General features: G+C 56.1%; 22 protein-coding genes and 1 tRNA gene. 12 read left to right on the top strand and 11 right to left on the bottom strand.

Annotated elements, in window-relative coordinates:
• Positions 1-4: 4 nt before the first annotated feature.
• The gene (locus ACM6I0_RS08375) at positions 5-1,240 is read right to left on the bottom strand and encodes an aromatic ring-hydroxylating oxygenase subunit alpha (RefSeq protein WP_414921994.1); all 1,236 of its coding nucleotides are present in this window, start codon (positions 1,238-1,240) and stop codon (positions 5-7) included.
• 790 nt (positions 1,241-2,030) lie between these two features.
• Between ACM6I0_RS08375 and ACM6I0_RS08380 the strand changes: the two genes are divergently transcribed.
• The 4 genes from ACM6I0_RS08380 to ACM6I0_RS08395 all read left to right on the top strand — a co-directional run bounded on the left by ACM6I0_RS08380 (position 2,031) and on the right by ACM6I0_RS08395 (position 6,914).
• A complete protein-coding gene (locus tag ACM6I0_RS08380) occupies positions 2,031-2,942 on the top strand; it encodes a dihydrodipicolinate synthase family protein (protein WP_414921995.1) in 912 nt (303 codons plus the stop codon).
• On the top strand, positions 2,935-4,452 hold the full coding sequence (locus tag ACM6I0_RS08385) for an aldehyde dehydrogenase (RefSeq protein ID WP_414921996.1): 1,518 nt from the start codon (positions 2,935-2,937) through the stop codon (positions 4,450-4,452). The genes ACM6I0_RS08380 and ACM6I0_RS08385 overlap by 8 nt, the downstream gene beginning before the upstream one ends.
• Positions 4,449-5,795: an NAD(P)/FAD-dependent oxidoreductase gene (locus ACM6I0_RS08390; RefSeq protein ID WP_414921997.1), complete on the top strand. Its 1,347-nt coding sequence runs from the start codon at positions 4,449-4,451 to the stop codon at positions 5,793-5,795. Before ACM6I0_RS08385 ends, ACM6I0_RS08390 begins: the two co-directional genes overlap by 4 nt.
• 201 nt (positions 5,796-5,996) lie before the next feature.
• Positions 5,997-6,914, top strand: coding sequence for a DMT family transporter (locus tag ACM6I0_RS08395; protein WP_414921998.1), 918 nt, complete (start codon positions 5,997-5,999; stop codon positions 6,912-6,914).
• Between the two features lie 103 nt (positions 6,915-7,017).
• On the opposite strand, the gene fdhA is transcribed toward ACM6I0_RS08395, so the two are convergent.
• A complete protein-coding gene (gene fdhA / locus ACM6I0_RS08400) occupies positions 7,018-8,217 on the bottom strand; it encodes a formaldehyde dehydrogenase, glutathione-independent (RefSeq protein ID WP_102614267.1) in 1,200 nt (399 codons plus the stop codon).
• Positions 8,218-8,662: 445 nt separating this feature from the next.
• On the opposite strand from fdhA, the gene ACM6I0_RS08405 reads away from it, so the two are divergent.
• On the top strand, positions 8,663-9,442 hold the full coding sequence (locus tag ACM6I0_RS08405; RefSeq protein WP_414921999.1) for an SDR family NAD(P)-dependent oxidoreductase: 780 nt from the start codon (positions 8,663-8,665) through the stop codon (positions 9,440-9,442).
• Positions 9,443-9,520: 78 nt separating this feature from the next.
• Here ACM6I0_RS08405 and ACM6I0_RS08410 read toward each other — a convergent pair whose 3' ends face one another.
• Both ACM6I0_RS08410 and ACM6I0_RS08415 read right to left on the bottom strand, forming a co-directional pair.
• Positions 9,521-10,276: an SDR family NAD(P)-dependent oxidoreductase gene (locus ACM6I0_RS08410; protein ID WP_414922000.1), complete on the bottom strand. Its 756-nt coding sequence runs from the start codon at positions 10,274-10,276 to the stop codon at positions 9,521-9,523.
• A gap of 12 nt (positions 10,277-10,288) precedes the next feature.
• The gene (locus ACM6I0_RS08415) at positions 10,289-11,056 is read right to left on the bottom strand and encodes an SDR family NAD(P)-dependent oxidoreductase (RefSeq protein WP_414922001.1); all 768 of its coding nucleotides are present in this window, start codon (positions 11,054-11,056) and stop codon (positions 10,289-10,291) included.
• A 242-nt stretch (positions 11,057-11,298) separates the two neighbouring features.
• Between ACM6I0_RS08415 and ACM6I0_RS08420 the strand changes: the two genes are divergently transcribed.
• Both ACM6I0_RS08420 and ACM6I0_RS08425 read left to right on the top strand, forming a co-directional pair.
• Positions 11,299-12,006 carry a TetR/AcrR family transcriptional regulator gene (locus ACM6I0_RS08420; RefSeq protein WP_095632016.1) on the top strand — a complete coding sequence of 236 codons (708 nt, stop codon included), beginning with the start codon at positions 11,299-11,301 and terminating at the stop codon, positions 12,004-12,006.
• The gene (locus ACM6I0_RS08425) at positions 11,996-12,772 is read left to right on the top strand and encodes a pyrroline-5-carboxylate reductase family protein (RefSeq protein ID WP_414922002.1); all 777 of its coding nucleotides are present in this window, start codon (positions 11,996-11,998) and stop codon (positions 12,770-12,772) included. Before ACM6I0_RS08420 ends, ACM6I0_RS08425 begins: the two co-directional genes overlap by 11 nt.
• 70 nt (positions 12,773-12,842) lie before the next feature.
• Here ACM6I0_RS08425 and ACM6I0_RS08430 read toward each other — a convergent pair whose 3' ends face one another.
• Positions 12,843-13,226 (bottom strand): VOC family protein, encoded by a 384-nt coding sequence (locus ACM6I0_RS08430; protein ID WP_285434390.1) that lies wholly within the window; start codon positions 13,224-13,226, stop codon positions 12,843-12,845.
• A 162-nt stretch (positions 13,227-13,388) separates the two neighbouring features.
• Positions 13,389-15,425 carry an FAD-dependent oxidoreductase gene (locus tag ACM6I0_RS08435; RefSeq protein WP_414922003.1) on the bottom strand — a complete coding sequence of 679 codons (2,037 nt, stop codon included), beginning with the start codon at positions 15,423-15,425 and terminating at the stop codon, positions 13,389-13,391.
• Between the two features lie 205 nt (positions 15,426-15,630).
• Here ACM6I0_RS08435 and ACM6I0_RS08440 point away from each other — a divergent pair, with 205 nt between their 5' ends.
• The 4 genes from ACM6I0_RS08440 (at position 15,631) to ACM6I0_RS08455 (ending at position 19,609) form a co-directional block, all read left to right on the top strand.
• Positions 15,631-16,380, top strand: coding sequence for an electron transfer flavoprotein subunit beta/FixA family protein (locus ACM6I0_RS08440; protein WP_285434394.1), 750 nt, complete (start codon positions 15,631-15,633; stop codon positions 16,378-16,380).
• Positions 16,380-17,315: an electron transfer flavoprotein subunit alpha/FixB family protein gene (locus tag ACM6I0_RS08445; RefSeq protein ID WP_414922004.1), complete on the top strand. Its 936-nt coding sequence runs from the start codon at positions 16,380-16,382 to the stop codon at positions 17,313-17,315. The genes ACM6I0_RS08440 and ACM6I0_RS08445 overlap by 1 nt, the downstream gene beginning before the upstream one ends.
• A gap of 142 nt (positions 17,316-17,457) precedes the next feature.
• The gene (locus ACM6I0_RS08450) at positions 17,458-18,357 is read left to right on the top strand and encodes a glycine betaine ABC transporter substrate-binding protein (RefSeq protein WP_285434398.1); all 900 of its coding nucleotides are present in this window, start codon (positions 17,458-17,460) and stop codon (positions 18,355-18,357) included.
• 271 nt (positions 18,358-18,628) lie between these two features.
• The gene (locus tag ACM6I0_RS08455) at positions 18,629-19,609 is read left to right on the top strand and encodes an isopenicillin N synthase family dioxygenase (RefSeq protein WP_414922005.1); all 981 of its coding nucleotides are present in this window, start codon (positions 18,629-18,631) and stop codon (positions 19,607-19,609) included.
• A gap of 592 nt (positions 19,610-20,201) precedes the next feature.
• Here ACM6I0_RS08455 and ACM6I0_RS08460 read toward each other — a convergent pair.
• Positions 20,202-20,289: transfer RNA gene (locus ACM6I0_RS08460), tRNA-Ser, on the bottom strand.
• Between the two features lie 123 nt (positions 20,290-20,412).
• Between ACM6I0_RS08460 and ACM6I0_RS08465 the strand changes: the two genes are divergently transcribed.
• The gene (locus ACM6I0_RS08465; RefSeq protein ID WP_285434400.1) at positions 20,413-21,084 is read left to right on the top strand and encodes a Bax inhibitor-1/YccA family protein; all 672 of its coding nucleotides are present in this window, start codon (positions 20,413-20,415) and stop codon (positions 21,082-21,084) included.
• Positions 21,085-21,146: 62 nt separating this feature from the next.
• On the opposite strand, the gene fabI is transcribed toward ACM6I0_RS08465, so the two are convergent.
• From fabI to ACM6I0_RS08485, 4 genes are read right to left on the bottom strand one after another with little or no spacing between them, the layout of a single operon-like run.
• On the bottom strand, positions 21,147-21,941 hold the full coding sequence (gene fabI, locus ACM6I0_RS08470; protein WP_008152082.1) for an enoyl-ACP reductase FabI: 795 nt from the start codon (positions 21,939-21,941) through the stop codon (positions 21,147-21,149).
• A 21-nt stretch (positions 21,942-21,962) separates the two neighbouring features.
• Positions 21,963-23,573: an ABC transporter ATP-binding protein gene (locus ACM6I0_RS08475; protein ID WP_285434403.1), complete on the bottom strand. Its 1,611-nt coding sequence runs from the start codon at positions 23,571-23,573 to the stop codon at positions 21,963-21,965.
• A gap of 1 nt (position 23,574) precedes the next feature.
• Complete coding sequence (locus tag ACM6I0_RS08480) at positions 23,575-24,594, bottom strand: ABC transporter permease (protein WP_285434405.1); 1,020 nt, start codon at positions 24,592-24,594, stop codon at positions 23,575-23,577.
• A 1-nt stretch (position 24,595) separates the two neighbouring features.
• Positions 24,596-25,669, bottom strand: a complete 1,074-nt coding sequence (locus ACM6I0_RS08485; protein WP_285434407.1) for a microcin C ABC transporter permease YejB — start codon at positions 25,667-25,669, stop codon at positions 24,596-24,598.
• Between the last annotated feature and the right edge of the window lie 2 nt (positions 25,670-25,671).

Consider the following 25,671-nt stretch of genomic DNA (forward strand, 5'->3'; position numbering starts at 1 on the left):
GCACTTAGCCGACAGATCTTAACGGGATGGTCTCATTGAGCTGATCAAGCATCGTTTTGCAGTACCAATCATCAAACTGACACACACCAATTTCGCTGGCCACCGACAATGGGCCAGGCTCGTAAGCAGGAGAACTGACGCCGACCTGTGCCCCTTCAACCAAAGTGCGATCCTGGTCATTGGTTGCAAGCCAAACCTTGGTCAGGCGATCGATGTCGTAGTCGACACCTTCTTGCGCGTCCTTCTTGACGATCCATTTTGTAGTGACCATCGTCTCGCCCGGGCCAATGGGCAGAACGCGGAAACTCAGCGCGTGATCGCCCAGAAAGTGGTTCCAGGTTGATGGGTAGTTGAAATACAGCAGCGCACCGATGTTGGCTTCTCCGGTGGTGTCCAACCGGCCAGCGACCGCAGGCTTGCCATCCATTGTGTAGCTGACGGCCCCGGAAAACAGGGGGATGCGCGTCATTCGGAAACGACCTTTATCATCCATGACCAATCGGCTAGGCAGACCTGCCGCCTCGCAGCGATCCCAGTGCTCTTTGAGTTCGGGATCTTCATCGCCGCCGGCGCCACCCACCGATGGGTTGTCCACGAATGAGTGCATCAATTCCGGGTGAGTACAATCGCAGTGGTAGCACTCACGGTTGTTCTCGAACACCAGTTTCCAGTTGCCTTTCTCGATGATGTTCGACTCAAACGCGACTTTGCAGTCGTCCAGGTTATGAGGCGCAACGAAAGGGGTGACGGATTTTCTGAACGACGAAAAGTCTGGGGCGACCTCTGCAACGCACACATAGATGTACGTTTCGACGACCTCACAATGCACCGACTTCAACCCATGCTGAGACTTGTCGAAATCGTCCCCCATGTTCCCGGCGAAAAGCAGTTTGCCGTCCAGCTCGAATGTCCATTTGTGGTAAGGGCACACCAGTTTGGCAACTTTGCCGCTGGCTTGCGGGCACACCTTGGAACCGCGATGGCGGCAGGCGTTGTGGAATGCACGAATCTGCTTGTCTGCGCCGCGCACGATAGCGACAGGGTAATCGCCGATTTGCAACGATAGGTACTGACCTGACTTCTCCAGCTCAAATGTGTGCCCTGCAAAGATCCAGCTTTTGTGCCAGATCTGTTCCAGATCCTGCCTGTAAACGTCTGGATCGCTATAAAGGGCACCTGGCAGCGCGTGGTCAGACTTGCGCTGCGCGATAAGATTTGAAACTGCCGATTTAGTGCTCACGGTCAACACACTCCAAAATACCAAGGGGGCGAAACGTTCAGCCTGCTCAGCGAGGTGAGGCCAAACGGTCTTGAGTTCGCAGTACCGTCTGAGGATGCAAGCCCATCAAACTGTGCTGCTTCTATCCGCGAACCGGAATGTTTCGCGACGTACAGCAAGCGCTTTACGAAAAATGTGCCTTCTTGGATGGTGGTGCCATCCGTGCACTCATTTCGTTCAAGTCCTTACTCATGCACACATTTCTGGAATGCCAGTGTTTGCATCAATAGCTATATTTCTACATCACCTTAATTCAAGCCTGGGAAATCAGGTCTTAATTAATTGAGCGACTGTACGAGAAAAACGTTTATCCAATGTATCGGTAGAATATCGCTGTTGTAAGGCTACGACGGTAATCGTGCGTCAACAAGAAACATTTACTCTTATCAATGCATAAACAAATGTTATCGATTGAGGCCGCTGCTTCGATGATGATTTTTCATGTGGTTGATTGTTAAGGAAATTTAATTTTATAGGCTGAAGGATTTGCCCTTTCAGAAAGGTATACGGCAGCAATACACTCTATTGACCACCTTCTTGGCGCATGCGAGTCTGGATTCAGCAGTCCATCGCACTAGTTGGTAACACAGCCTCTGCAGGTCATTTGTGAAAGCACAAAACTGCTCTTTACAGAGACTTTAAACGTCAGGGCCTGTGTCCCGTGAAACATGGAGTTTTTTATTGCGCCTCAAGGCATCAACGCTGACGCGCTCGTTTATCTTCCACCTGACTCGCATTCGGAGCATTTATCTTGAAATTTGAAGGTATTTATACGCCAGCAGTAACTCCTTATAACTCGGACGGGGAGATTGACTGGAATGTGTACTCGCAAGTTTTGGAGTCGCTGATTGAGGCGAAGGTGCACGGCATTATTATCGGCGGCTCGACCGGCGAGTATTATGCGCAGACGTCGGAAGAACGCACGGAGTTGGCGGCCTACGCCAAAGATGTGATCGGCACTCGGGTGCAACTGATCGTCAGTACCGGGGCGATTCGTACCGAAGATGCGGTTCAGTACGCCAAGGATGCGAAATCGATCAAAGCGGACGCCATTCTCGTCACGTCCCCGCCTTACGCGTTGCCAACCTCAAAGGAAAACGCGATTCACGCGCTCACTATCGATCGCGCAGCGGACTTGCCGATCATGCTTTACAACTATCCGGGGCGCATGTGCGTTTCGATGGATGAAGAGTATTTCACGCGTGTCAGCCAATCGAAAAACGTCGTCGCCATCAAGGAAAGTTCTGGTGACATGGGCCAGGTGCATATGTTGGCCCGGCAGTTCCCGAACATCGCCTTGTCCTGCGGATGGGACGACCAGGCCCTCGAGTTTTTTGCCTGGGGCGCCCGCAGTTGGGTGTGCGCAGGCTCCAACTTCCTGCCCAAGGAACACGTTGCGCTTTATGAAGCCTGCGTGATCGAAAAGAACTTCGACAAAGGCCGTCAAATCATGTCGGCGATGATGCCGCTGATGAATGCGTTGGACGGTGGCAAGTTCGTGCAGTCGATCAAGTACGGCTGCGAAGTTGCGGGATTGAAAGTCGGTAACGTTCGCCTGCCATTACAGCCACTTGAAGCGGACGAAAAGCAGCGTTTTGCGTCGGTCATTAGTGAACTCAAACGTAACGTAGCCAACATTTCTTCGGGAGCCAGCCATGGGTGATCTTCTGAGCAAGGCCGAATATGCCGCTCTGGCCAAAGACATTTCGTTGCCATCGAAGGCGTTCATCAATGGCGCGTTTAAACCCGCGATCTCTGGCAGAACCTTCGCCACGAACAATCCAGCGACCGGTGACTTTTTGACCGACGTTGCAGCTTGTTCGTCCGATGATGTCGACTTCGCGGTGAGCAATGCCAAGGAGGCATTTGAGGATGGACGCTGGAGATCTATTTCTCCTCGGGAGCGCAAAGCGGTTCTGTTGAAGTTTGCAAACCTGCTTGAAAGCCATCAATACGAACTGGCCGTCCTCGAAAGCCTCGATAGCGGCAAACCGGTCAGTGAATGTCAGTTGGTCGACATTCCGGACACCATCCACACGATCCGCTGGCATGCAGAACTGATCGACAAGATTTATGACAACACCGCCCCGGTGGGCAGCGACGCGCTGACCATGGTGGTCCGGGAGCCGATCGGCGTGGTGGGCTGCGTATTGCCCTGGAACTTCCCGTTGCTGATGCTCGCCTGGAAAATCGGCCCGGCGCTCGCTGCGGGCTGTTCGGTCATCGTTAAACCCGCCGAGCAAACCTCGCTGACTACGCTGCGTGTCGCTCAGTTGGCGTTTGAAGCCGGTATACCCGCAGGTGTCCTCAACATTGTCACCGGCACGGGCAAAGACGTCGGTGAGCCCATCGGTTTGCATCATGATGTCGACATGGTGAGCTTCACCGGCTCCACCGCGACCGGCCGACGTTTCCTGCATTACGCCGCCGATTCGAACCTCAAACGCATCGTCCTTGAGTGCGGCGGAAAAAATCCGGCCGTGGTGATGGACGATGCCCAGGACCTGGATCTCGTCGCTCAGCATGTCGTCAATGGCGCGTTCTGGAACATGGGCGAAAACTGTTCCGCGACTTCACGTCTGATCGTTCATGCATCGGTTAAAGACGAGCTGCTGGAGCGCATGGGTGCCTACATCCGCGAATGGAAGATGGGTGATCCACTCGATCCGCAGAACCGCGTAGGGTCGCTGGTCAGCCCAGAGCATTTCGCCAAAGTGAAGTCGTACCTTGAGCACGCCACCGCCGGAAAGCTTCAAGTTGTTTACGGTGGCGCGACCAAAGACGGTGCCTTTGTAGAGCCAACGGTGATTGACGGTGTTGGTCGAGACGACCGGCTGTTCCAGGAAGAGATCTTCGGCCCGATCCTTTCGGTCACCACGTTCAACACGATCAGCGAAGCCATTGCGTTGGCCAATGACACGGTCTACGGCCTGGCCGCCTCGGTATATACCGGCAGTCTGCGGCGGGCAATCAAGTTGTCGCGGGACATTCGCGCGGGCATCGTTACGGTGAACTGCTTTGGTGAGGGCGATGCCTCGACACCATTCGGTGGCTACAAGGAGTCGGGCTTCGGCGGTCGGGACAAATCCATTTTCGCCCACGACCAGTACACCGAAATCAAAACCATCTGGATCGATGTGTCTGATCGGTCGGATGAAGAGTCCGAAAAATGAGCACCCATACCATCAAGCGCCTGCCGGTAGACACCGGGGTTTCAGGTTGGGAGGCGATTTCCGCACGCACTGCGCCAGTCCGCATGCTTGATGGAGACGTGACGGCGGATTGGCTGATTATCGGTGCCGGTTTTGCAGGCTTGTCCGCCGCTCGCAGGCTTTCACAGTTACACCCGGGTGACAGCATTGTTGTGGTCGATGCTCATGAAGTCGCCAAGGGGCCGGCGGGCAGAAATTCTGGTTTCATGATCGATGTGCCGCACAGTCTGTCGTCCGGGGAATACTCCGTGGCGAGCGAGTCTGCAACGGCCCTGGAAATCACGCAAAATCGTTTTGCGATTGCATTTGCCGCTGAGGCCGCGCGGGAGTACGGCATGTCCGCCGACACCTTCGACCCTTCAGGGAAGATCAACGCGGCCGCCACTGAGCGGGGATTGAAGCTGAACGTCAATTACGCTCAATCCCTTGAGCGCATTGGCGAGAAGTTCGAGATGTTTGATGCCGCGCAAATGCGTGAAATCACCGGGTCCACCTATTACCACGGTGGGATCTACACGCCCGGCGCGGTGATGATTCAACCCGCGCAATACATTAGGGACCTGGCAGCAGGGCTCGAAGGGAAAATCACGCTGTTCGAGCGCTCTCCGATTATTGAGTTGACCAAACAGGGAAGCGGTTGGAGCGCTCGATCTCATAACGGTACGGTGCACGCACCCAAGGTCATCCTGGGGGTTAACGGGCACATTGAAAACTTCGGCCATTATCAAGGACGCCTGCTGCACGTCTTCACTTACGCGTCCATGACGGCGGCGTACAGTGATGATGAATTCAGGAAAGAGGTGCCGGGCAAAGCCAAGTGGGCGTTGCTGCCGGCTGATCCAATGGGCGCGACCGTTCGCAAGATCTCTTCAGGCGGTCTCTCGCGAATTGTCATTCGGACAAAGTTCACCTATGAACCGAGCATCCAGGTCACTCCAGAGCAGGTAGCTGCGGTGGCTAAGGAGCAGCGACACTCCCTGGATGCGCGCTTTCCCGAGCTGAAATCCACGGCGCTGGAATTCAGTTGGGCCGGCCGCCTGTGCTTAAGTCGTAACAGTGCTGCGGCATTTGGCGAGATTGAAGAAAACCTGTATTCGGCATGCTGCGAAAATGGACTGGGTACTGTGAAAAGCACCCTGGCAGGTGTGATGGCTGCGGAGTTGGCATCGGGCACGCGTTCGACGTTTCTCGATAGCTTCAGTCACGCACCAGGCCCCAGCAAGCTACCCCCTAAAATAATAACGAAACTGGGCGTCAGTTCGGTTATTCGCTGGCATGAGTTTTGGGCAGGGCGAGAAGGTTAACCAATTTAAGTTGGCGGACTTTCCAATAAAGGCCGTTTAACAAGTCACTCATAAGAACGGAATAATCCATGAGAAATATCTGGAAGGCATTCTGCGCGCTCGCGCTTGTGGGCGTGATGAGTTTTGGTTACCGGCTCTTCGAGAGAAACGCGATTGGTGAAGTAAAAAACAGGCCGTTGCTGAAATTTTAAGGAGGAGGGCATGACCGCGTTGCGATTGAAGCGCGACCGAACAAAAAATACTGCGCCCACTGTTGCCGCTAATCCTGGGGTCGCAAGGCCCCAACTCGGGATCTTTCTTTGCCTGCTTTCAATGCTTATCTTTGCGAGCCAGGACGGAATAACCAAGGTGCTTGTCAAAGACTTCCCGGTCGCCCAACTGGTCATGCTGCGTTATTGGGTGTTTGTCATTTTTGCTCTCGCGTATGCCGCTTACCAAGGTAGGGCCAAAGCGTCGTTTCGCAGTAAGCACCCCTGGCTACAAATTATTCGAGCGTTGCTGGCTGTGGGTGAAACCCTACTGTTTGCAGTGGGGCTACGATATTTGGGCCTGGCCGAAATGCATGCACTCTATGCCGTATTTCCACTGATGACACTGGCATTGGCGGGGTCGGTGCTTGGGGAGTTCATAGGGCTGCGGCGCTGGGTTGCTGCGGCGATAGGGTTCACCGGCACGCTGATCATTCTCAGACCAGGCGCGGGTGTCTTTGAACTCGCGGCGCTGATCCCCTTGCTGGCTGCTTTGGCGTTCGCGGTGTTCAACGTACTGACGCGCCGGATTAGCCAGCATGATTCCTTTGCGACGAACATGCTCTTCATGGCAAGTGTGGGTGCCCTGACGGTCACATTTGCGGGGCTGCCTGCATGGGTGACTCCGACTCCAGTCCAGGGCCTTTTGATGGGGATCCTGGCATTGACGGGAGTACTTGCTCAGATTCTCTTCATTCAAGCACTGAAATACGCGACCGCTTCTTCCCTGCAGCCGTTCAACTATGCGCTTCTGGTGTTCGCCACGTTGATTGGTGTGATCGTTTTTGCCGAGCGCCCGGACACCTGGGTGGTTGTCGGTGCAGCGTTGGTGATTATTGGGGGGCTGTATGCGATTAAGGCAAAGGCGTGAACGTACCTGAGTGTATGAAGTAATCAATGCGTGGTTGGTTTTCAGGGCAAGACACGGCGATAAAAAAGGGCAGCTCAACGCTGCCCTTTTCCCAACCTACTCCTTAGGCCGCGCTAAACAGCTTGTGCGGATCCATGACAAATTTCTTCGGCACCCCGGCGTCGAACTCGTGGTAGCCGCGCGGCGCGTCGTCCAGGCTGATCACTTGCACGCCGACGACCTCGGCAATGTGAATCCGGTCCCACATGATCGCCTGCATCAACTGACGGTTGTACTTCATCGTCGGGGTCTGGCCGGTGTGGAAGCTGTGGGACTTGGCCCAGCCGAGGCCGAAACGGATGTTCAGGCTGCCATGCTTGGCGGCTTTGTTGACCGCGCCCGGGTCTTCGGTGACATACAGACCGGGGATACCGATATTGCCGGCGACCCGCACCACGCCCATCAGGGCGTTGAGCACTTCGGCCGGGGCCTCGTGCTGTGCGCCGTCATGGCCGTGGCCACGGGCTTCGAAGCCCACCGCATCGACCGCACAATCGACTTCCGGCTCACCGAGCAGGTCGGCGATTTGCTCGTGCAGTGGAGTGTCCTTGGTCAGGTCAGCGATCTCGAAGCCCTGGGCCTTGGCATGCGCCAGACGCAGCGGATTGACGTCGCCGACGATCACTACCGCCGCACCCAGCAGACGGGCGGAGGCGGCGGCAGCCAGTCCGACCGGACCGGCACCGGCGATATACACCGTGCTGCCAGGGCCGACACCGGCGGTCACCGCGCCGTGGTAGCCGGTCGGCAGGATATCGGAGAGGCAGGTCAGGTCGCGGATTTTCTCCATCGCCTTATCGCGATCAGGCAGCTTCAGCAAGTTGAAGTCGGCATACGGCACCAGCACGTATTCGGCCTGGCCGCCAACCCAGTCGCCCATGTCCACATAGCCATAGGCACCGCCGGGGCGCGCCGGGTTGACCGTCAGGCAGACGCCGGTGTGCTGCTCCTTGCAACTGCGACAACGGCCGCAGGCGACGTTGAACGGCACCGAGACCAGGTCACCGATTTGCACGTTTTCCACGTCGCGGCCCTTCTCGATCACCTCACCAGTAATTTCATGGCCAAGCACCAGCCCGACCTGGGCCGTGGTCCGGCCACGCACCATATGCTGGTCGGAGCCGCAGATATTGGTTGAGACCACGCGCAGGATCACGCCATGGTCAATGCGCTTGCCGCGCGGGTCTTGCATTTTCGGATAGGGGATGGTCTGCACCTCGACCTTGCCTGCGCCGAGATACACGACACCACGATTACCAGACATGATTTCACCTCGCTTTTGTCGTTGTGAGAACGCGGCCCTTGTACTGCGAAGGGTCGCGCGGCCTTACAGTGCGGCGGTATATGTCTTGCGTTCGCGCGTGAATGCAGATTGGTTGGAAGTTACCTTCCAACGACGCGTGATTAGCCGTCATCGTATCGATCCTACGCCTGGTATCAGTACCCGGCGAGAGCATTTAGCACCCATTCGCCACCAGTTTCGGGACGCTCAACCGCTAGGCTTGCTGGAGGTATGCATTGCTCCGTACCTAATGCGTTTATGATTCAGCCTGGATCGTTTATGAAGACGCAGTACTTACCATCAGGATCAGCGCTTGTATCCCTGGACAGCCATCTGCAGTGCCAGGTGTGAGTTGTGTGTTGAGTCTCTCTTTCCCCTCAATTTCCATGGATTCAGGGGCTAACCCCGGACGATAGGAGCAAACGCGATGATTGCGGACTGGAGTGGTCAGGTAGCGCTTGTCAGTGGCGCCGGCAGTGAACGTGGAATTGGCTTTGCGATTGCGAAGCGTCTGGGCAGCCTCGGCGTGCGGTTGATCATCACAGGCAGCAGCGCTCGCATCCATGATCGAGTGGAGGAGTTACGCGTCGCAGGGTTTGAAGTACGCGGGCGTGCGGCTGACCTGAGCGAAGAGGATCAAGTCCTTGAACTTACCACTTGGGCCGAATCGGTATGGGGGCGAATCGATATTCTTGTGAACAATGCCGGCATGGCCGCCCAAGGTCATCCGGAGCCATTTGCCGATCTGGCGGACATGAGTATCGATAGCTGGAATCTTTCGATTGCTCGAAATCTGACAACTGCCTTTCTGTTGACCCGTGGAGTTTTGCCGGGGATGCGTAATAGGCGCTACGGCCGTATCGTCAATGTCAGTTCCACGACTGGCACTCGAGCCGGTAATCGGGGAGAGGCGGCTTATGCCGCGGCAAAAGCCGGAATGGTGGGTATGAACATGAGCCTGGCCCTTGAGGTTGCGGGCTATGGAATCACTGTGAATTCGGTGGCGCCGGGTTGGATCGCCACTGGGTCAAGCACTCCAGAGGAAGAGAATGCAGCGAAGTATGTCCCGGTTGGCAGGGCGGGTCGCCCGGAAGAAGTGGCTGCTGCCGTTACATTCCTGGCCTCACCTGAGTCCAGTTACATCACTGGCGAGTTGCTGGTGATCGATGGTGGCAATTGCCTGATAGAGAACAAAGCACCCAAGTAACGAATGCGTTGTCCGCCAAAAAAATTTGCGGCGGAGGAGAGTAAGTGACTTCCTCCGTCGCGATTCAGGCGAATTCGATCAAAACGGCAGTGGTAGTTTCGCGGTGCGCCCTCCATCCACCACCAGCACCTGCCCGGTGATAAAGGCCGATGATTCGGAGGCCAGGAAGACAACTGTTCCGCCAACATCCGTCGGCAATCCGGTACGTCCAACCGGGTGAAGGCGCAGGAGTGCCTGGCGCGCCGCACGCGGATCAGCTTGAGCGCGGAGGTATGCATCACTCAGCTCGGAATTTATCCACCCCGGAGCAATGGCATTGCAGCGAATGCCGTCTCGGCCGAGATCGACTGCCAAGGCTCGGGTCAGCCCGTGGATGCCCGCCTTGGAGGCACAGTACGCGGCATGTTCAGGGTTGGCGCCTATGCCTTCGATCGAACCGATGTTGATAATGCTGCCACCGCCTCGCTGACGCATCTGAGGCACCAACGCCTTACACAAGAATGCTGGCGCCCGCAGATTGACTGCCATCATGCGATCCCAGTCCTGCTCGGTCATATCATCAATGGATTTCTCGAACATGAACCCGGCGTTGTTAACCAAGACATCGATTCCGCCAAGCTGCTCCTGGGCGAACTGGGCAATCAAATTGGGTGACTCCATCGAGGCGAGATCAGCCTCGACGAAATAGACTTGAGGGTGGTTTTGCAAGTCGGCGTCCAGTGCCTGGCGCTGAGCGATCAACACACAAGCTCCCGCCTCAAGCAATTGTTCGGTGATGCCTCGGCCAATCCCTCTGCCGCCCCCGGTCACCACTACATTCTTACCGTTGAGCATCGCTACCTCCCCTTAGCCGGATACCGGCTTGGCGCCTGTGACTTCTACCGTTTCACCGGCGATGTACCTGGCCTCGTCGGACGCCAGAAATGCGATGACATCCGCAATGTCTTCAGGCTCGGCGATGCGGCCTAATGGCACGCTCTTGTTCAGTTCTTGCACGGCCTTGTCCGGATCCAGGCCTCGACGCTCAAAGCCGCTGCGTATCATCGGGGTGTTGATTTCGTGCGGGCACACGGCGTTGACACGGATCCCCAAAGGGGCGCAATCGCGGCCCAGATTTTTGGTTAACGCCGCGACAGCCCCTTTGCTTGTGCAATACGCCACATGAGCGGGGCCCGGATAAATTCCCCAGACAGAGGATGTGTTGACGATTGCGGCGCTGGGGCGATTTTTCATGTGCGGTATCGCGGCACGGCAAATGAAGAACACCGCATTCAGGTTTACGCCCATGGCGTCGAACCACATGTCGTCGGTGGTTTCCTCAATCGTGCCGCGGGGAATGATGCCCGCATTGTTCAATACGATGTCGATCCCCGAAAAAACATCGACGGCCGTTTGGACAATCGCTTCGCAATATTCTTTTCGGCGTAAATCGCCTGCGACGTAGTGGACTTCTGCGCCCAGGTCACGGACTTTTGCGGAGATTGATTTGCAACCGGCTTCGTCAAGATCAGACAAGACAAGCTTGGCGCCTTCACGAGCAAACAATAACGCTAACGCCTGTCCGACGCCCCCGGCAGCGCCGGTGATGATCACCACTTTATTATTGAATTTCATAGGGCAACCTATTTGAAGTTTTTGTCGGAGCCATTATTTGGTTTCAATGGATCGCAGCGTCCAACAACTTTTTTACCGGGCCAAAGATGACGTGGCGTTATCCAAAAAATCGCGCACGCACCAAACATCCTCTTGCATAGGGAACATATGTCTAAAAAATGTACGCCCATGTACATGCCGTGTACGCCACAGATTTCGGGGTGTACAGTGACTAGGAATTTACAAAGAAAGGTGCAACCCGAATGTCACAGACAGGAAGGGCTAAAACCAAAGCGCAGGACGCAGGCTGGCGAGGCTCCGTCGATGGTTGGCTGGATGCTGCCTACGATGCTCTCAAAGAGTCGGGTGTGGATGCTGTGCGGGTGATGCCGCTGGCCAAGCGCTTGAATTTGTCTCGCACCAGCTTCTACTGGTTCTATGAAGATCGGGAACAGCTGCTCGCGGCACTCCTGGCTCGATGGCGGGACAAGAACACCGGCGGTATGGTCAGCCAATGCGAGAGTTACGCCGAAAGCATTTCAGAAGCGATTCTCAACGTCTTTGAGTGCTGGCTGAACCCTGAGCTGTTCGACTCGCAGTTTGAATTTGCCGTGCGCAGTTGGGCGCTGCAATCGGACGAGGTCAAAGCTGAAATCGCTTTAGCCGATGAAGCGCGGATGAATGCCCTGGCCGCGATGTTCCGACGGTTTGGTTACGACGTCGAGGGGGCTGACGTTCGGGCCAGGACGATCTACCTCACACAGATCGGCTACATCTCGATGAAAACCAATGAAGACATTGTCGTGCGATTTCGACGGATTCCCCAGTACGTGAGCGTGTTTACCGGCAAGGTGCCGAAGCGGCGCGAACTGGACCGCTTTTATGGAAAGTTCGGCTACGCAGAAAAAGAGCCCGGTGTTTTCGTTCCCTTGGTCGATACATTCGAGGAGTCTCCTGCCGATGGAGAATAGAACCCTGGGCATCATTGGGGGCACCGGCTGGCTCGGGCGCGCAATCGCGCAGGCGCTGCTCGATAGCGGGTTCATCAAGCCTGACCATTTGTTGATCTCGAACCGCTCAGGTGTCAGTACTTTTGAGCCTGGCGTGAGGCTGCTGGCCGACAACCAGCAGTTGGTGGACCTCAGCGATATTGTCGTGCTGTCCATCCGGCCGGAGCAGTTTCGCGAACTGCTGATCAACGCCCGCGGCAAGCTAGTGATTTCTCTGATGGCCGGAGTTCCGGCGGCAGCCATCAGCGCGGCAACCGGTGCGGATGTAATCGTGCGGGCCATGCCGAATGCGGCCGTGGAAATCAGGCAGTCGTTCACGCCTTGGTACTGTGCCGGAAACCTTGTTGAGCGCGACCGCCAGTGGGTGCAGCGACTGTTCGAGTGCGTAGGTTCGGCGGACGAAGTGCCTGATGAAGACTGTATTGATTATCTCAGCGCATTGTCCGGGACTGGGCCGGCCTTCCCGGCGATGCTGCAATTGGCGCTGACTAATCAGGCAGTGGCTGCAGGAATCCCCCTTGCCATCGCGCAGCGCGCTGCACAAGGCGTAGTGGTGGGCGGAGGCCAGTTGCTTGCCAGCCGCGATCCGCGACAAATGATTGATTCATTGATGGCTTACCGTGGCGTGACGGCGGCAGCGCTGCAGTCGATGGCCGATCAGAACATCGAGTCCATTGTGGGGACGGCGGTAAAGGCCGGCGCTGAAGTTGCGCGTCGGGGCATGTAGCCAGGGCAGGGGATAGACAGTGAAGGCCCGCTGAAGGGCCTTCACTGTAGAAAGCATCAACCGTTTGCGATTATTCGGCCTTGAAGCAGTAGACAGCCAGTTTGTTGCCATCAAGGTCCCGAGCGTAAGCGGCATAGGCATTTTCAGCCCAGCTACGCGAACCCGGTTGGCCTTCACAGGTGCCACCCGCCGCAAGTGCGGTTTCGTGGAATGCATGTACTGCAGCGCGATTTGGCGCTTCGAAACTCACGGTCACGCCATTGCCAACGTTGGCAGGATTGCCATTGGCGGGTTTTAGCACGAAGAACGACGGTTTATCCACGCCCCAAATGGAGCCGGATTCATCAAGGTCGGCAACACGGTTAAGACCAATTTCTTTGAGAACACGATCATAGAAGGTCCGTGCTTTGGCAAGGTCATTGGTACCGACAGTGACATGGGTAAAAACAGACATTTTGATTTCCTTTGGGTTGTGAGGCGGGTGTGAGCGCTGGCCGATATCACGGCAGTGCCTTGGCCAAAAGCGACTGCCGCTTTCGATTTAATGGTCACTGCTGACATGGTTTCCCTCTTGTTCATGGCGAGCCTCCGTTCCAACAAGAATGGAGGCTCGAATTCAGATTTCTTTCACCAGGCGCAAAGCGTCGTAGATGGCCGCGTGGGTGTTGCGAGCAGACACGGCGTCGCCGATCCGGAACAGTTGGAAGCGTCCTTCGGGATTGGTGACGATGTTCTGTGCCGTGCCGGCTATCAGGTCATGCTGCTCTACCGCGCCGCCATTGGTGGAGAGAGGACGCAGGTCGAAGTACAGGTCGTCCAGAGGGAGGGTGCCGTGGTTGACGACCACCTGATCGACCATGCGTTGCTTGTGAACCTGTCCGTAGTCGCTGCCAAAGGTTGCAACGAGTCCGCCACCACGTTTTTCCACGGTATCGACGCGGTAGGTGACGGTGAAGGTGACGTCCAGGTCCTGCAGGCTGCGCATGTACGGCACCAGGTTCATGGCCATGACTTCCGGTGCAAACGAGCGGTCAGGGGTCACGATTTCTACTTTCGCGCCGCTATTGGCGATGACTTCGGCTGCCTGTAGAGCAGCATGATCCCCGGCGTCGTCGAAGATCAGTACGTTGCGACCGGGCTTGATGTCACCGGAGATGATGTCCCAGGTTGAAACCACGAGTTCGTTGCCTTCGCGGAGCACCTCGGTATCCGGAAGGCCTCCGGTCGCCACGATGACCACGTCAGGCTCGAAGGCTTGCACGGTGTCGGCTTCGGCCCAGGTGTTGAAATGAAACTTCACCCCCAGTCGTTCGCATTGCGCCATGCGCCAATCAATGATGCTGATCATCTCGCGACGACGCTCGCTCAATGCCGTCAGACGAATCTGCCCGCCAGGTTGGTCAGCCGCCTCAAGTACCGTTACATCATGGCCGCGCTCACCGGCGACCCGCGCCGCTTCCAGCCCGGCAGGGCCGGTACCGACCACCAGCACCTTGCGCTTGACGGCGGCTTTGGGAATGTCATGGGGCATGGTGGTTTCCCGCCCCGTCGCTGCGTTGTGGATGCAGTAGGCCGCGCCACCCTGGTAGATGCGATCCAGGCAATAGTTGGCGCCGACGCACGGGCGAATGTCTTCTTCGCGCCCTTCGATGATCTTGCGCACGATGTGCGGATCGGTCATGTGCGCACGAGTCATACCCACCATGTCCACTTTGCCCGAGGCGATCGCGTAGCGTGCGGTGGCCACGTCGGGAATCTTCGCCGCGTGGAAGGTCGGAAAGCCTGTTGAGGAGCGGATCTCGCCAGCGAAGTCGAGATGAGGCGAGTTGCGCATACCCTGAATCGGGATGACATCAGTCAGCCCTGCATCCGTATCAATGTGACCACGCACGACGTTCAGGAAGTCGACCAGTCCGCTGTCCTTGAGCATGTGAGAAACCTGCATGCCCTCGCTGGCAGTAAAACCCCCGGGCAATTCTTCATCACCGGTGTAGCGAACCCCCAGCAGAAAATCTTCGCCGACCCGCTGGCGGATGCCACGCAGGATGTCGAAGGTAAAGCGCATGCGATTTTCAAGTGACCCGCCATAAGGGCCGTCGAGGTCATTGGTCAACGGCGACCAGAACTGGTCCATCAAATGCCCGTAAGCCTGAAGCTCCAGACCATCGAGACCTGCCGCCTTCATGCGTTCCGCCGCGTCTACATAGTCCTTGATGATCCGCTCGATGTCCCATTCTTCCATTTTTTTCGGGAAGGAGCGGTGTGACGCCTCGCGACGGTGTGACGGCGACACCACCGGCAACCAGTCGGCCTTGTCCCAGCGGGTGCGGCGGCCCAGGTGAGTCAACTGGATCATCACTGCCGCGCCATGTTCGTGGCATTCATCGGTCAGGTCCTTCAACCATCCGACCACTTCATCCTTGTAGGCGAGCACATTGTTGAATACCGGCGGGCTGTCTCGGGAGACGGCAGCGGAACCGGCAGTCATGGTCAGGGCGACACCGGCCTTTGCGCGCTCCACGTGGTAGGCGCGATAGAGATCCTTGGGCATGCCATCCACAGGGTAGGCCGGTTCATGGGAGGTGGTCATGATCCGGTTTCTGAGGGTCAGATTCTTGATTTTATAGGGTTGCAGCAAGGGATCGCTGGACATCGTGGTGCGCTCCAAAGTGGGCTTCATCAGGCTTGGTGACTAGAAATTAGGATAAATGTACACCTGTGTCAATGGGTGGTGACACAGGTGTACATTTTGCTTGCGCAACAAAAAATCCAGGATTAACATCCGTCAAAACAAGGACTGAACTGGCTCATCCACGCCTGTCATCCATTGCATCGATTGATGAGTGCCCGAGGGAATTATGAAAGTGCTCGTAGCGGTAAAACGCGCCATCGACCCGAACGTGAAAGCGCGTGTTAAAGGTGATGGTTCAGGCGTCGACCTGAATGGCGTAAAGATGGCCTTGAACCCTTTCTGCGAAATCGCAGTGGAAGAAGCTCTTCGCCTTAAGGAAAAAGGCGTGGTTTGCGAGGTGGTGGTCGTTTCAGTTGGCACTTCTGCTGCGCAAGAACAATTACGTACGGCATTAGCGCTTGGCGCAGATCGAGCACTTCTGGTTGAAACGAGCGCGATGCTCGAGCCGCTCAACGTGGCCAAATACCTCAGCAAAGTGATCGATAACGAAAAGCCGCAATTGATCCTTTTTGGTAAACAGGCTATCGACCAGGAGAACAACCAGACCGGGCAGATGGTTGCGCAATTGATAGGCAGTGGTCAGGCCACCTTTGCCTCGGCCATCAGCTATGCCGATGGCCGATGGGTTGTTGAACGTGAAGTTGATGGTGGCAGCCAGGTTGTGGCCCTTACGGCACCCGCCGTTATTACCTGTGATCTGCGCCTTAATGAACCGCGCTATGCCTCGTTGCCAAACATCATGAAGGCCAAGAAAAAACCGCTCGAGGTGATTGCCGCTGATGGCTTGGGCGCGAGCGTGAGGGAGCACACCCGGCTGCTCAAGGTGACGCCACCTCCAGTGCGAAAAGCAGGTGTCAACGTCAGTTCGGTATCTGAACTGGTGGAAAAACTGAGAAACGTGGCGGGGTTAGTTTGATGCGCACATTGGTTATAGCCGAGCACAAAGGGACTCAACTCACGGCAGGCACATTGAGTGCGATTACTGCTGCTATCGATCTGGGCTTCGAAACGGATTTGCTTGTGATGGGTGGGCCAGAGGCATCAGACGTTGCGGAACAGGCCGCGCTTACCAAGGGCCTGCATCGAGTGCTGCTCGCGCAGGATGAGATGTTCGAGAAGACGCTGGCCGAAAATGTCCAGCCACTGATCACTTCGCTAGTGGGCGACACTTATACCCATGTAATGGCCGATGCGAGCAGCATGGGGCGCAATGTGTTGCCACGGGTAGCGGCCAGCCTGGATGTCGGCATGCTTTCGGACGTCATCAAAATTGTGTCGGCAGACACTTTCGAGCGACCCATTTATGCCGGCAACGCGATCGTCACCGTTCAGTCCATCGATTCAGTCAAGTTGCTCACCCTCCGTACCTCGGCTTTTGCCCAAGCCTCGTCCCATCAGGATCGCTGCGAAGTCATGGCCGTTAATGGGGGGCGCAGTGCAAGCACTGTCAGCTTTGTAAGCGAACAGCTGACGGTGAGCGAAAGGCCTGACCTGTCGAGCGCTCGTGTCGTCGTTTCCGGTGGTCGCGGGATGCAGAGCAAAGCGAATTTTGCATTGATCGAACGTGTGGCAGACAAGCTCGGTGGCGCCGTAGGCGCATCACGCGCTGCAGTGGACGCGGGTTTTGCCCCCAACGACTTGCAAGTCGGGCAGACGGGGAAAATAGTGGCACCGGATCTCTACATCGCCGCAGGTATCAGTGGCGCCATTCAACACCTGGCGGGTATGAGTGGATCAAAGGTAATCGTCGCGATCAACCAGGACGCTGAGGCGCCGATCTCCCAAGTTGCAGATTACATGTTGGTTGCGGATTTGTTTGAGGCATTACCGGCGCTCGAAAAGGCATTGTGAGTGAGTTGATGATGATTCCATGGCAGAACAAAGGGCGAAGTTTCATATTTGAAAGTTCAATATGGGCTTCGCATTTTTATAAGGCACGTTGATGCTTCTGCTGTCCTGCCAATAACTATTAATACAGCACGCGGAGATGCACATGATTACGTTATCCAGTAAAACTTGTACCGGCTGGCTTGCAGGTTTGGTTATGATCTCCGGCAGCCTGATAGCTCATGCCGAGGAGCCCGTGCCTATCCGTATTGGTTGGGTGAATTGGTCGGATACGGAGATCGCTGTAAAGCTGGCAGACACGGCGCTGCGAGATCACCTGAAGCAACCGGTCAAATTGGTTCTGGCCGATATTGGTATTCAGTTTCAGGCGCTGGCTAACGGTAATATCGACCTGATTCCTATGGTGTGGCTGCCAAGCACTCACAAGTCCTTTTATGACAAATACCGCGACAAGCTCGAAGACTTGGGTGTGCTTTATGAGGGGCGGATTGGCATGGCGGTACCTACTTCTATTCCTGTCAGTGAAATCGCCAGTGTCGAAGACCTTAACAAGCCAGAGGTAAGGGAAAAACTCGGTGGCAAGATTTTGACTTCCGAAGTGGGTAATGGTCAGTACAAGCTTACGGAAAAGGCCATTAAAGAATATCGTCTTGATGGTTATAAGATGGTCGCTTCTTCAGAGTCTGGAATGTTGAGCGAGTTGGATCGTAATCTGAAACGTGACAAGTGGTCTTTGATTAACGCATGGAGCCCGCACTGGATGTTCTCCAAGTGGTCACTGCGATATCTGGATGATCCGAAGCAGATTTTCGGAGGCTCTGAGCAAATCCACGCGGTTGCCCGCAAAGGTTTTAGCGCAGAACACCCCGATGTTGCTCGATTCTTCGCCAACTTCAAAATTCCTAAAGCTGACCTTGAGAAAATGATGGCTACCGCGCGTGATAGCTCGGCAGATAAGGTAGTTGCAGAATACTACTCAGCCAACAAGCCCCGCTTTGCGGCAATGTTTGACGGCACGACTGCTGCAACAACAGCGGGCCAGTGACGACGGCCACTGTCTTGTCACTATTTTGCAGTTCGATGCCCTTTGCAGTGAGTGAAGGGTATTGAGTGTTCATCTTTGGATCGGATTTTTATAGATACCGGACACAGGTCATTGTATTGCGTTGCGACGATATATGATGAGTGGCTTTTGAACATTGGTTCGAGAGAAATAAACGAGCAGTAGCAATCATGTGACTCAGTAAGATTAAAGAGGGCATCGCCGTGCTTTCTAAATCTTCTGCCTAATTGACATTCTTGAAAGGAGAACATACGTGACAGAGTTATTTGATATTCGGCTGGCTAGCAAACAAACAGCGTTCACTGAAATTCCCGTCATAGATATATCGTCGCTCATAAACGGCGAAAATCCACTGGAGGTGGCAAGCCAAATAGGTGACGCATGCGAAAAGGTGGGTTTTTTTTATATAAAAAACCATGGCATTGACCAGCAGTTGATAGATGAGATGTATGCGCTTACCAAAAGCTTTTTCAAGCTTCCTTTTGATGAGAAGAACAAGCTGAATGTCGTAAATTCCGGGCCCACGCTACGTGGTTATATACCGATGTACGCGGAAAACGTCGATCCTGCTAATACCCGCGATTTCAAAGAATGTTTTGATTGCGGAGCTCATTACGATGAGGTCTCTCCATTTTTTGGTCCTAATCAAATGCCATCGGCACTGCCGCAATTTGAGAAGGTTGCCGAAGATTACCATTCCTCTGTATTGGCACTCGCGCGAATGCTGATTGGTGGGATCGCGCTGAGCTTGGGTCTACCACAAAATTACTTTGAACACCTTCAGCGTAAGCCCATCACGATTCAGCGGATTTTGCGTTACCCGCCCCAGATCGGAAGAATTTCCCAAGAGGAGATTGGTATTGGGGCACACACGGACTATGGTTTTTTGACGGTCCTATCCCAAGATGCCGTTGGCGGTTTGCAAGTCAGGAACCGTGCAGGGGAGTGGGTTACTGCCCCTCCAGTTGAAGGCACTTTTATCGTCAACATTGGTGATCTGGTTCAAACACTCACCAACGATCGCTACACCTCGACAATGCATCGCGTCATAAATACCAGCGGTCTGGAGCGCTATTCAATACCTTTCTTTATTGATTTGGACTTCGATGCGGTTGTTGAACCTGTGCCGACCTGCGTGAGTGAGGCTCTACCCGCGAAGTATGAAGCGTACACATGTGGCCAACACAAATTTAAGCGTTTCGTTGATAGCTATGCACATTTGAAAGGCGCATAGGGAGTTTTCAATGTGCATCCTATACATGGCCGACCCCGCCGATGCGCAGAAATGGCGAGATTGCCTGTCAACGCTCGCCCCTCGACTAGAGTTCCGCCAATGGCCTGATATCGGTAACCCGGCAGAGGTGCACTACATCCTGGCTTGGGAGCCTCTTGGCAGCCTTGTGCAGCAGTTTGGCAATCTTCGGCTCCTCTACGCTGCCGGGGCCGGAGTTGATCAGTTCGATTTGGCCCGTTGGCCTGCTCACGTGTCGCTCATACGGCTGGTAGATAGCTCGATGGCGGACATCATGGCTGCTCGCAGGGGAACGGCCTGCGAAGGCCGCCCCTATGCCGATTTACGCGTAGTTTGTTGGGCTGTGTCGAAAAGAGATCACAACCTCCGTTTTCGCTCCGATGCTTCCTGCGGACGCTGATTTAAACCCCGTTCTTCACCGCTGCAGATACAGGCAAGAGACCATTCGAAAAATTAGCCGCTGGTCGAAAAGCAAGACTTCATCCAGGGTGTGGGCTGAGGTATGGGCTCGACGATTTTTCCAAACCCCAGAAACGACAAAGCCCTGAATAATCAGGGCTTTGTCGTGTAAATATGGCGGAGGCGATGGGATTCGAACTCATGGACCTGTTACAGTCGACGGTTTTCAAGACCGTTGCCTTAAACCACTCGGCCACACCTCCGTTTGCGTTGCGGGCGCCATAATACCTGAATGAAACACACTGTCAAACTCTCTGCATAGCTTGTTACAGAGCGTCTGTTATGATCTTTGCGACTGAACGTTTCAAACCAACAGGAGTGTCGCCATGCGCGAACAGGATTACGCAGTTAATAACAGCGTGCAGGCTGAGCAGCTAGAGGTTAGCCGCGTCCTGCGCAACACATACGGCTTGCTTGCCCTCACCCTCGCATTCAGCGGCGTGATGGCGTTCGTCGCTCAGCAAATGCGTGTCGGTTACCCGAACGTGTTCGTGGTGCTGATCGGCTTCTACGGGCTTTTCTTCCTCACCAACAAACTCCGTGATTCGGCCTGGGGCCTGGTGTCGGCATTTGCCTTGACCGGTTTCATGGGATTCCTGCTCGGCCCGATCCTCAACCGCTACCTGGGCATGCAGGGCGGCGCTGAAGTCGTCAGTTCGGCCTTCGCGATGACCGCGCTGGTGTTTGGTGGCCTGTCGGCTTACGTGCTGATTACCCGCAAGGACATGAGCTTCCTCGGTGGTTTCATCACGGCTGGCTTCTTCGTGTTGCTGGGTGCGACGCTGGCAAGCTTCTTCTTCAAGATCAGCGGCCTGCAACTGGCGATCAGCGCAGGTTTCGTGCTGTTCTCCTCGGTCTGCATTCTGTTCCAGACCAGTGCCATCATTCAGGGCGGCGAGCGCAACTACATCATGGCGACCATCAGCCTGTATGTATCGATCTACAACCTGTTCGTCAGCTTGTTGCAGCTGTTCGGCATCATGAGCCGCGATGATTAATCGCCAGCTTTGAGTCATAAAAAAACCCGCCTAGGCGGGTTTTTTTATTGGCTAGCGAAAGATCACTCTTCCAGGCTACCCATTGCAGTGGTGTTGAAACCACCGTCTACGTACATGATTTCGCCGCTGATGCCGGACGCCAGGTCCGAGCACAGGAAGGCGCCGGCGTTGCCGACTTCGTCGATGGTAACGTTACGACGCAACGGGGTTTGCGCTTCGTTGGCTGCCAGCATTTTGCGGAAGTTCTTGATGCCGGAAGCCGCGAGGGTGCGGATCGGGCCAGCCGATACGCAGTTGACGCGGGTGCCGTCCGGGCCCAGGGAGCCGGCGAGGTAACGTACGCCAGCTTCCAGGGAAGCCTTGGCCATGCCCATTACGTTGTAGTTAGGCATGGTGCGCTCGGCACCCAGGTACGACAGGGTCAGCAGGCTGCCGTTGCGGCCTTTCATCATTTCGCGACCAGCCTTGGCCAGGGCCACGAAGCTGTAGGCGCTGATGTCGTGAGCGATGCGGAAACCTTCACGGGTGGTGGCTTCGGTGAAGTCGCCGTCCAGTTGGTCGCCCGGGGCGAAGCCGACGGAGTGCACGATGCAGTCCAGGCCGTCCCACTTCTTGCCCAGTTCAACGAAAACCTTGGCGATCTCTTCATCGCTGGCCACGTCGCACGGGAAGCACAGGTCAGGGTTGGAACCCCAGCTCTGTGCGAACTCTTCGACACGACCCTTGAGTTTGTCGTTCTGATAAGTGAAGGCAAGCTCAGCGCCCTCGCGATGCATGGCGGCAGCGATGCCGGATGCGATGGACAGCTTGCTGGCGACACCGACGATCAGTACGCGCTTACCGGCGAGAAAACCCATGTGTTGCTCCTCTCTTTCAGGTTATTGCGCAGTGGCTGGTGCCAGGAAAGCGGCTTCCAGCAACTGCTGTGTATACGGATGTTGGGGGGCGGCAAAAATGCTTTGCGCGTCTCCCTGTTCGACCACTTGGCCATGCTTGACCACCATCAGCTGGTGGCTCAGCGCCTTGACGACAGCCAGGTCATGGCTGATAAACAGATACGTCAGGTTGTACTTGGTTTGCAGTGAACGTAGCAGCTCCACCACTTGGCGTTGAACGGTGCGGTCGAGGGCCGAAGTCGGCTCGTCCAGCAGAATCAACGCCGGTTTTAGCACTAATGCCCGGGCAATGGCGATTCTCTGCCGTTGCCCACCGGAAAATTCGTGGGGGTAGCGGTTCCGGGTTTCCGGGTCCAGGCCTACCTCCTTCAATGCCGCAATAATCGCTTGTTCCTGTTCCGCCTCGGTGCCCATCTTGTGGATCCGCAGGCCTTCACCGACGATCTGGCTCACGCACATCCGCGGGCTCAGGCTGCCGAACGGGTCCTGAAACACCACCTGCATCTCCCGACGCAACGGCCGAACCTGTTGTTGCGTCAGGCAGTCTAGCTGCTTGCCTTCAAAACGGATCGCGCCTTTGCTGGCAATCAGCCGCAAAATCGCCAACCCCAGTGTCGACTTGCCTGAACCGCTTTCTCCCACAATCCCCAGGGTCTGGCCCTGGGGCAGGCTGAAATTGATGCCGTCCACCGCCTTGATGTGGTCGACGGTCTTTTTCAGTAAGCCTTTCTTGATCGGGAACCAGACTTTCAGGTCCTCGACCTGCAGCAGTGGCGGGCCAATGATATTGGTCGCCGGCTTGCCGCTGGGCTCCGCTGCCAGCAGTTCCCGAGTGTACGGATGCTGCGGCGCGCGGAACAGCTCTTCGCACGATGCCTGTTCGACGATGCAACCGCGCTGCATGACACATACGCGATGCGCAATTCTTCGCACAAGGTTCAAATCGTGACTGATCAGTAACAGCGCCATGCCCAGACGGGTCTGCAATTCCTTGAGCAATTCGAGGATTTTCAGCTGAACGGTTACGTCCAGGGCCGTGGTCGGCTCATCGGCGATCAGCAGTTCCGGCTCGTTGGCCAGGGCCATGGCAATCATCACCCGCTGGCGCTGGCCGCCGGACAATTCGTGGGGCAGGGCCTTGAGGCGCTTGTGCGGCTCGGGAATGCCGACCATTTCCAGCAACTCCAGCGTGCGCTTGGTCGCCACTTTGCCGATCAGGCCCTTGTGAATGCCCAACACCTCGTTGATCTGTTTCTCGATCGAGTGCAGCGGATTGAGCGAAGTCATCGGCTCCTGGAAGATCATCGCGATCCGGTTGCCACGGATATGGCGAATGGTTTTTTCTTTCAGACTCAGCAGATTCTGCCCGGAATACTCAATGGTCCCGGACGGGTGACGAGCGAGCGGGTAGGGCAGCAGCCGCAAGATCGAGTGCGCGGTGACCGATTTGCCGGAGCCACTTTCGCCCACCAGCGCCAGCGTCTCCCCGCGCTTGATGTCGAAGCTCACGCCTTCGACGACGCGCTGAACGCGATCGCCAACGACGAATTCGACGGCCAGGTCGCGCACTTCGATCAGATTGTCCTGATTCATTTCACTTCCTCGGGTCGAAGGCATCGCGAGCGGACTCGCCGATGAACACCAGCAGACTCAACATCAACGCCAGCACCGCAAACGCGCTCATGCCCAGCCACGGCGCTTGCAGGTTGGATTTGCCCTGGGCCACCAGCTCACCCAGCGACGGTGCGCCCGGTGGCAGGCCGAAGCCCAGGAAGTCGAGCGCTGTCAGGGTGCCGATGGCGCCGGTCAGGATGAACGGCATGAACGTCATTGTCGAAACCATGGCGTTGGGCAGAATGTGACGGAACATGATCGCACCGTTTTGCATCCCCAGTGCCCGTGCCGCTCGCACGTATTCGAGGTTACGCCCACGCAGGAACTCGGCGCGCACGACGTCCACCAGGCTCATCCACGAGAACAGCAGCATGATCCCCAGCAGCCACCAGAAGTTAGGCTGGACGAAGCTGGCGAGGATGATCAGCAGGTACAGCACCGGCAACCCGGACCAGATTTCCAGGAATCGCTGTCCGGCCAGATCCACCCAGCCGCCATAGAAGCCCTGCAAGGCGCCGGCGATAACACCGATGATCGAACTGAGAATGGTCAGCGTCAGGGCAAACAGCACCGAAATCCGGAAACCGTAGATCACCCGCGCCAATACATCTCGGCCCTGGTCGTCTGTGCCCAGCAGATTGTCGGCCGACGGCGGCGCCGGTGCCGGGACTTTCAGGTCGTAGTTGATGCTCTGGTAGCTGTAGGGAATTGGTGCCCACAAAACATAGGCGTCTTTGGCCTTGAGCAGTTCGCGGATGTAAGGGCTTTTGTAGTTGGCTTCCAGCGGGAATTCGCCGCCGAACGCGGTTTCCGGGTAGCGCTTGAGCGCCGGGAAGTACCAGCCATTGTCGTAATGCACCACCAGCGGTTTGTCGTTGGCGATCAGCTCGGCACCGAGGCTCAGGCCGAACAGCACCAAAAACAGCCACAGCGACCACCAGCCGCGCTTGTTGGCCTTGAACAGCTCGAAACGCCGGCGATTGAGCGGGGACAGATTCATCTCAATGCTCCCGGCTTTCGAAGTCGATGCGCGGATCGACAAAGGTGTAGGTCAGGTCGCCGATCAATTTCACCACCAGCCCCAGCAAGGTGAAGATAAACAGCGTGCCGAATACCACCGGGTAATCGCGGTTGATCGCCGCTTCAAAACTCATCAAGCCGAGGCCATCAAGCGAGAAGATCACCTCAACCAGCAACGAGCCGGTGAAGAAAATCCCGATAAACGCCGAGGGGAAGCCGGCGATCACCAGCAGCATGGCATTGCGGAACACGTGGCCGTACAGCACGCGGTGATTGGTCAGGCCCTTGGCCTTGGCGGTGACGACGTATTGCTTGTTGATTTCGTCGAGGAAACTGTTCTTGGTTAACAGCGTCATGGTCGCGAAGTTGCCGATCACCAGCGCGGTCACCGGCAGCGCCAGGTGCCAGAAGTAATCGAGGATCTTGCCGCCAGTGCTCAGTTCAGCAAAGTTGTTGGAGGTCAGGCCCCTTAGCGGGAACCAGTCCAGATAGCTGCCGCCGGCGAACACCACGATCAGCAGGATGGCGAACAGGAACGCCGGGATCGCGTAGCCGACGATGATCGCCGAACTGGTCCAGACATCGAAGTGGCTGCCGTGCCGCGTCGCCTTGGCGATCCCCAGCGGGATCGACACCAGGTACATGATCAGGGTGCTCCACAGCCCGAGCGAGATCGACACTGGCATCTTTTCCTTGATCAGGTCGATGACCTTGGCGTCGCGGAAGAAGCTGTCGCCGAAATCCAGGGTGGCGTAGTTCTTGATCATGATCCACAAGCGTTCCGGCGCCGATTTGTCGAAACCGTACATGTGCTCGATTTCCTTGACCAGCGCCGGGTCCAGGCCTTGGGCGCCGCGATACGCCGATCCGGCCACCGACACTTCGGCACCGCCGCCGGCAATGCGGCTGGTGGCGCCTTCGAAGCCTTCGAGCTTGGCGATCATCTGTTCTACGGGGCCGCCCGGGGCGGCCTGGATGATCACGAAGTTGATCAGCAAAATGCCGAGCAAGGTCGGGATGATCAGCAGCAGTCGCCGAAAAATATACGCCAGCATCT

The sequence above is a fragment of the Pseudomonas sp. IT-P294 genome (assembly GCF_949767865.1).
GTDB lineage: Bacteria > Pseudomonadota > Gammaproteobacteria > Pseudomonadales > Pseudomonadaceae > Aquipseudomonas.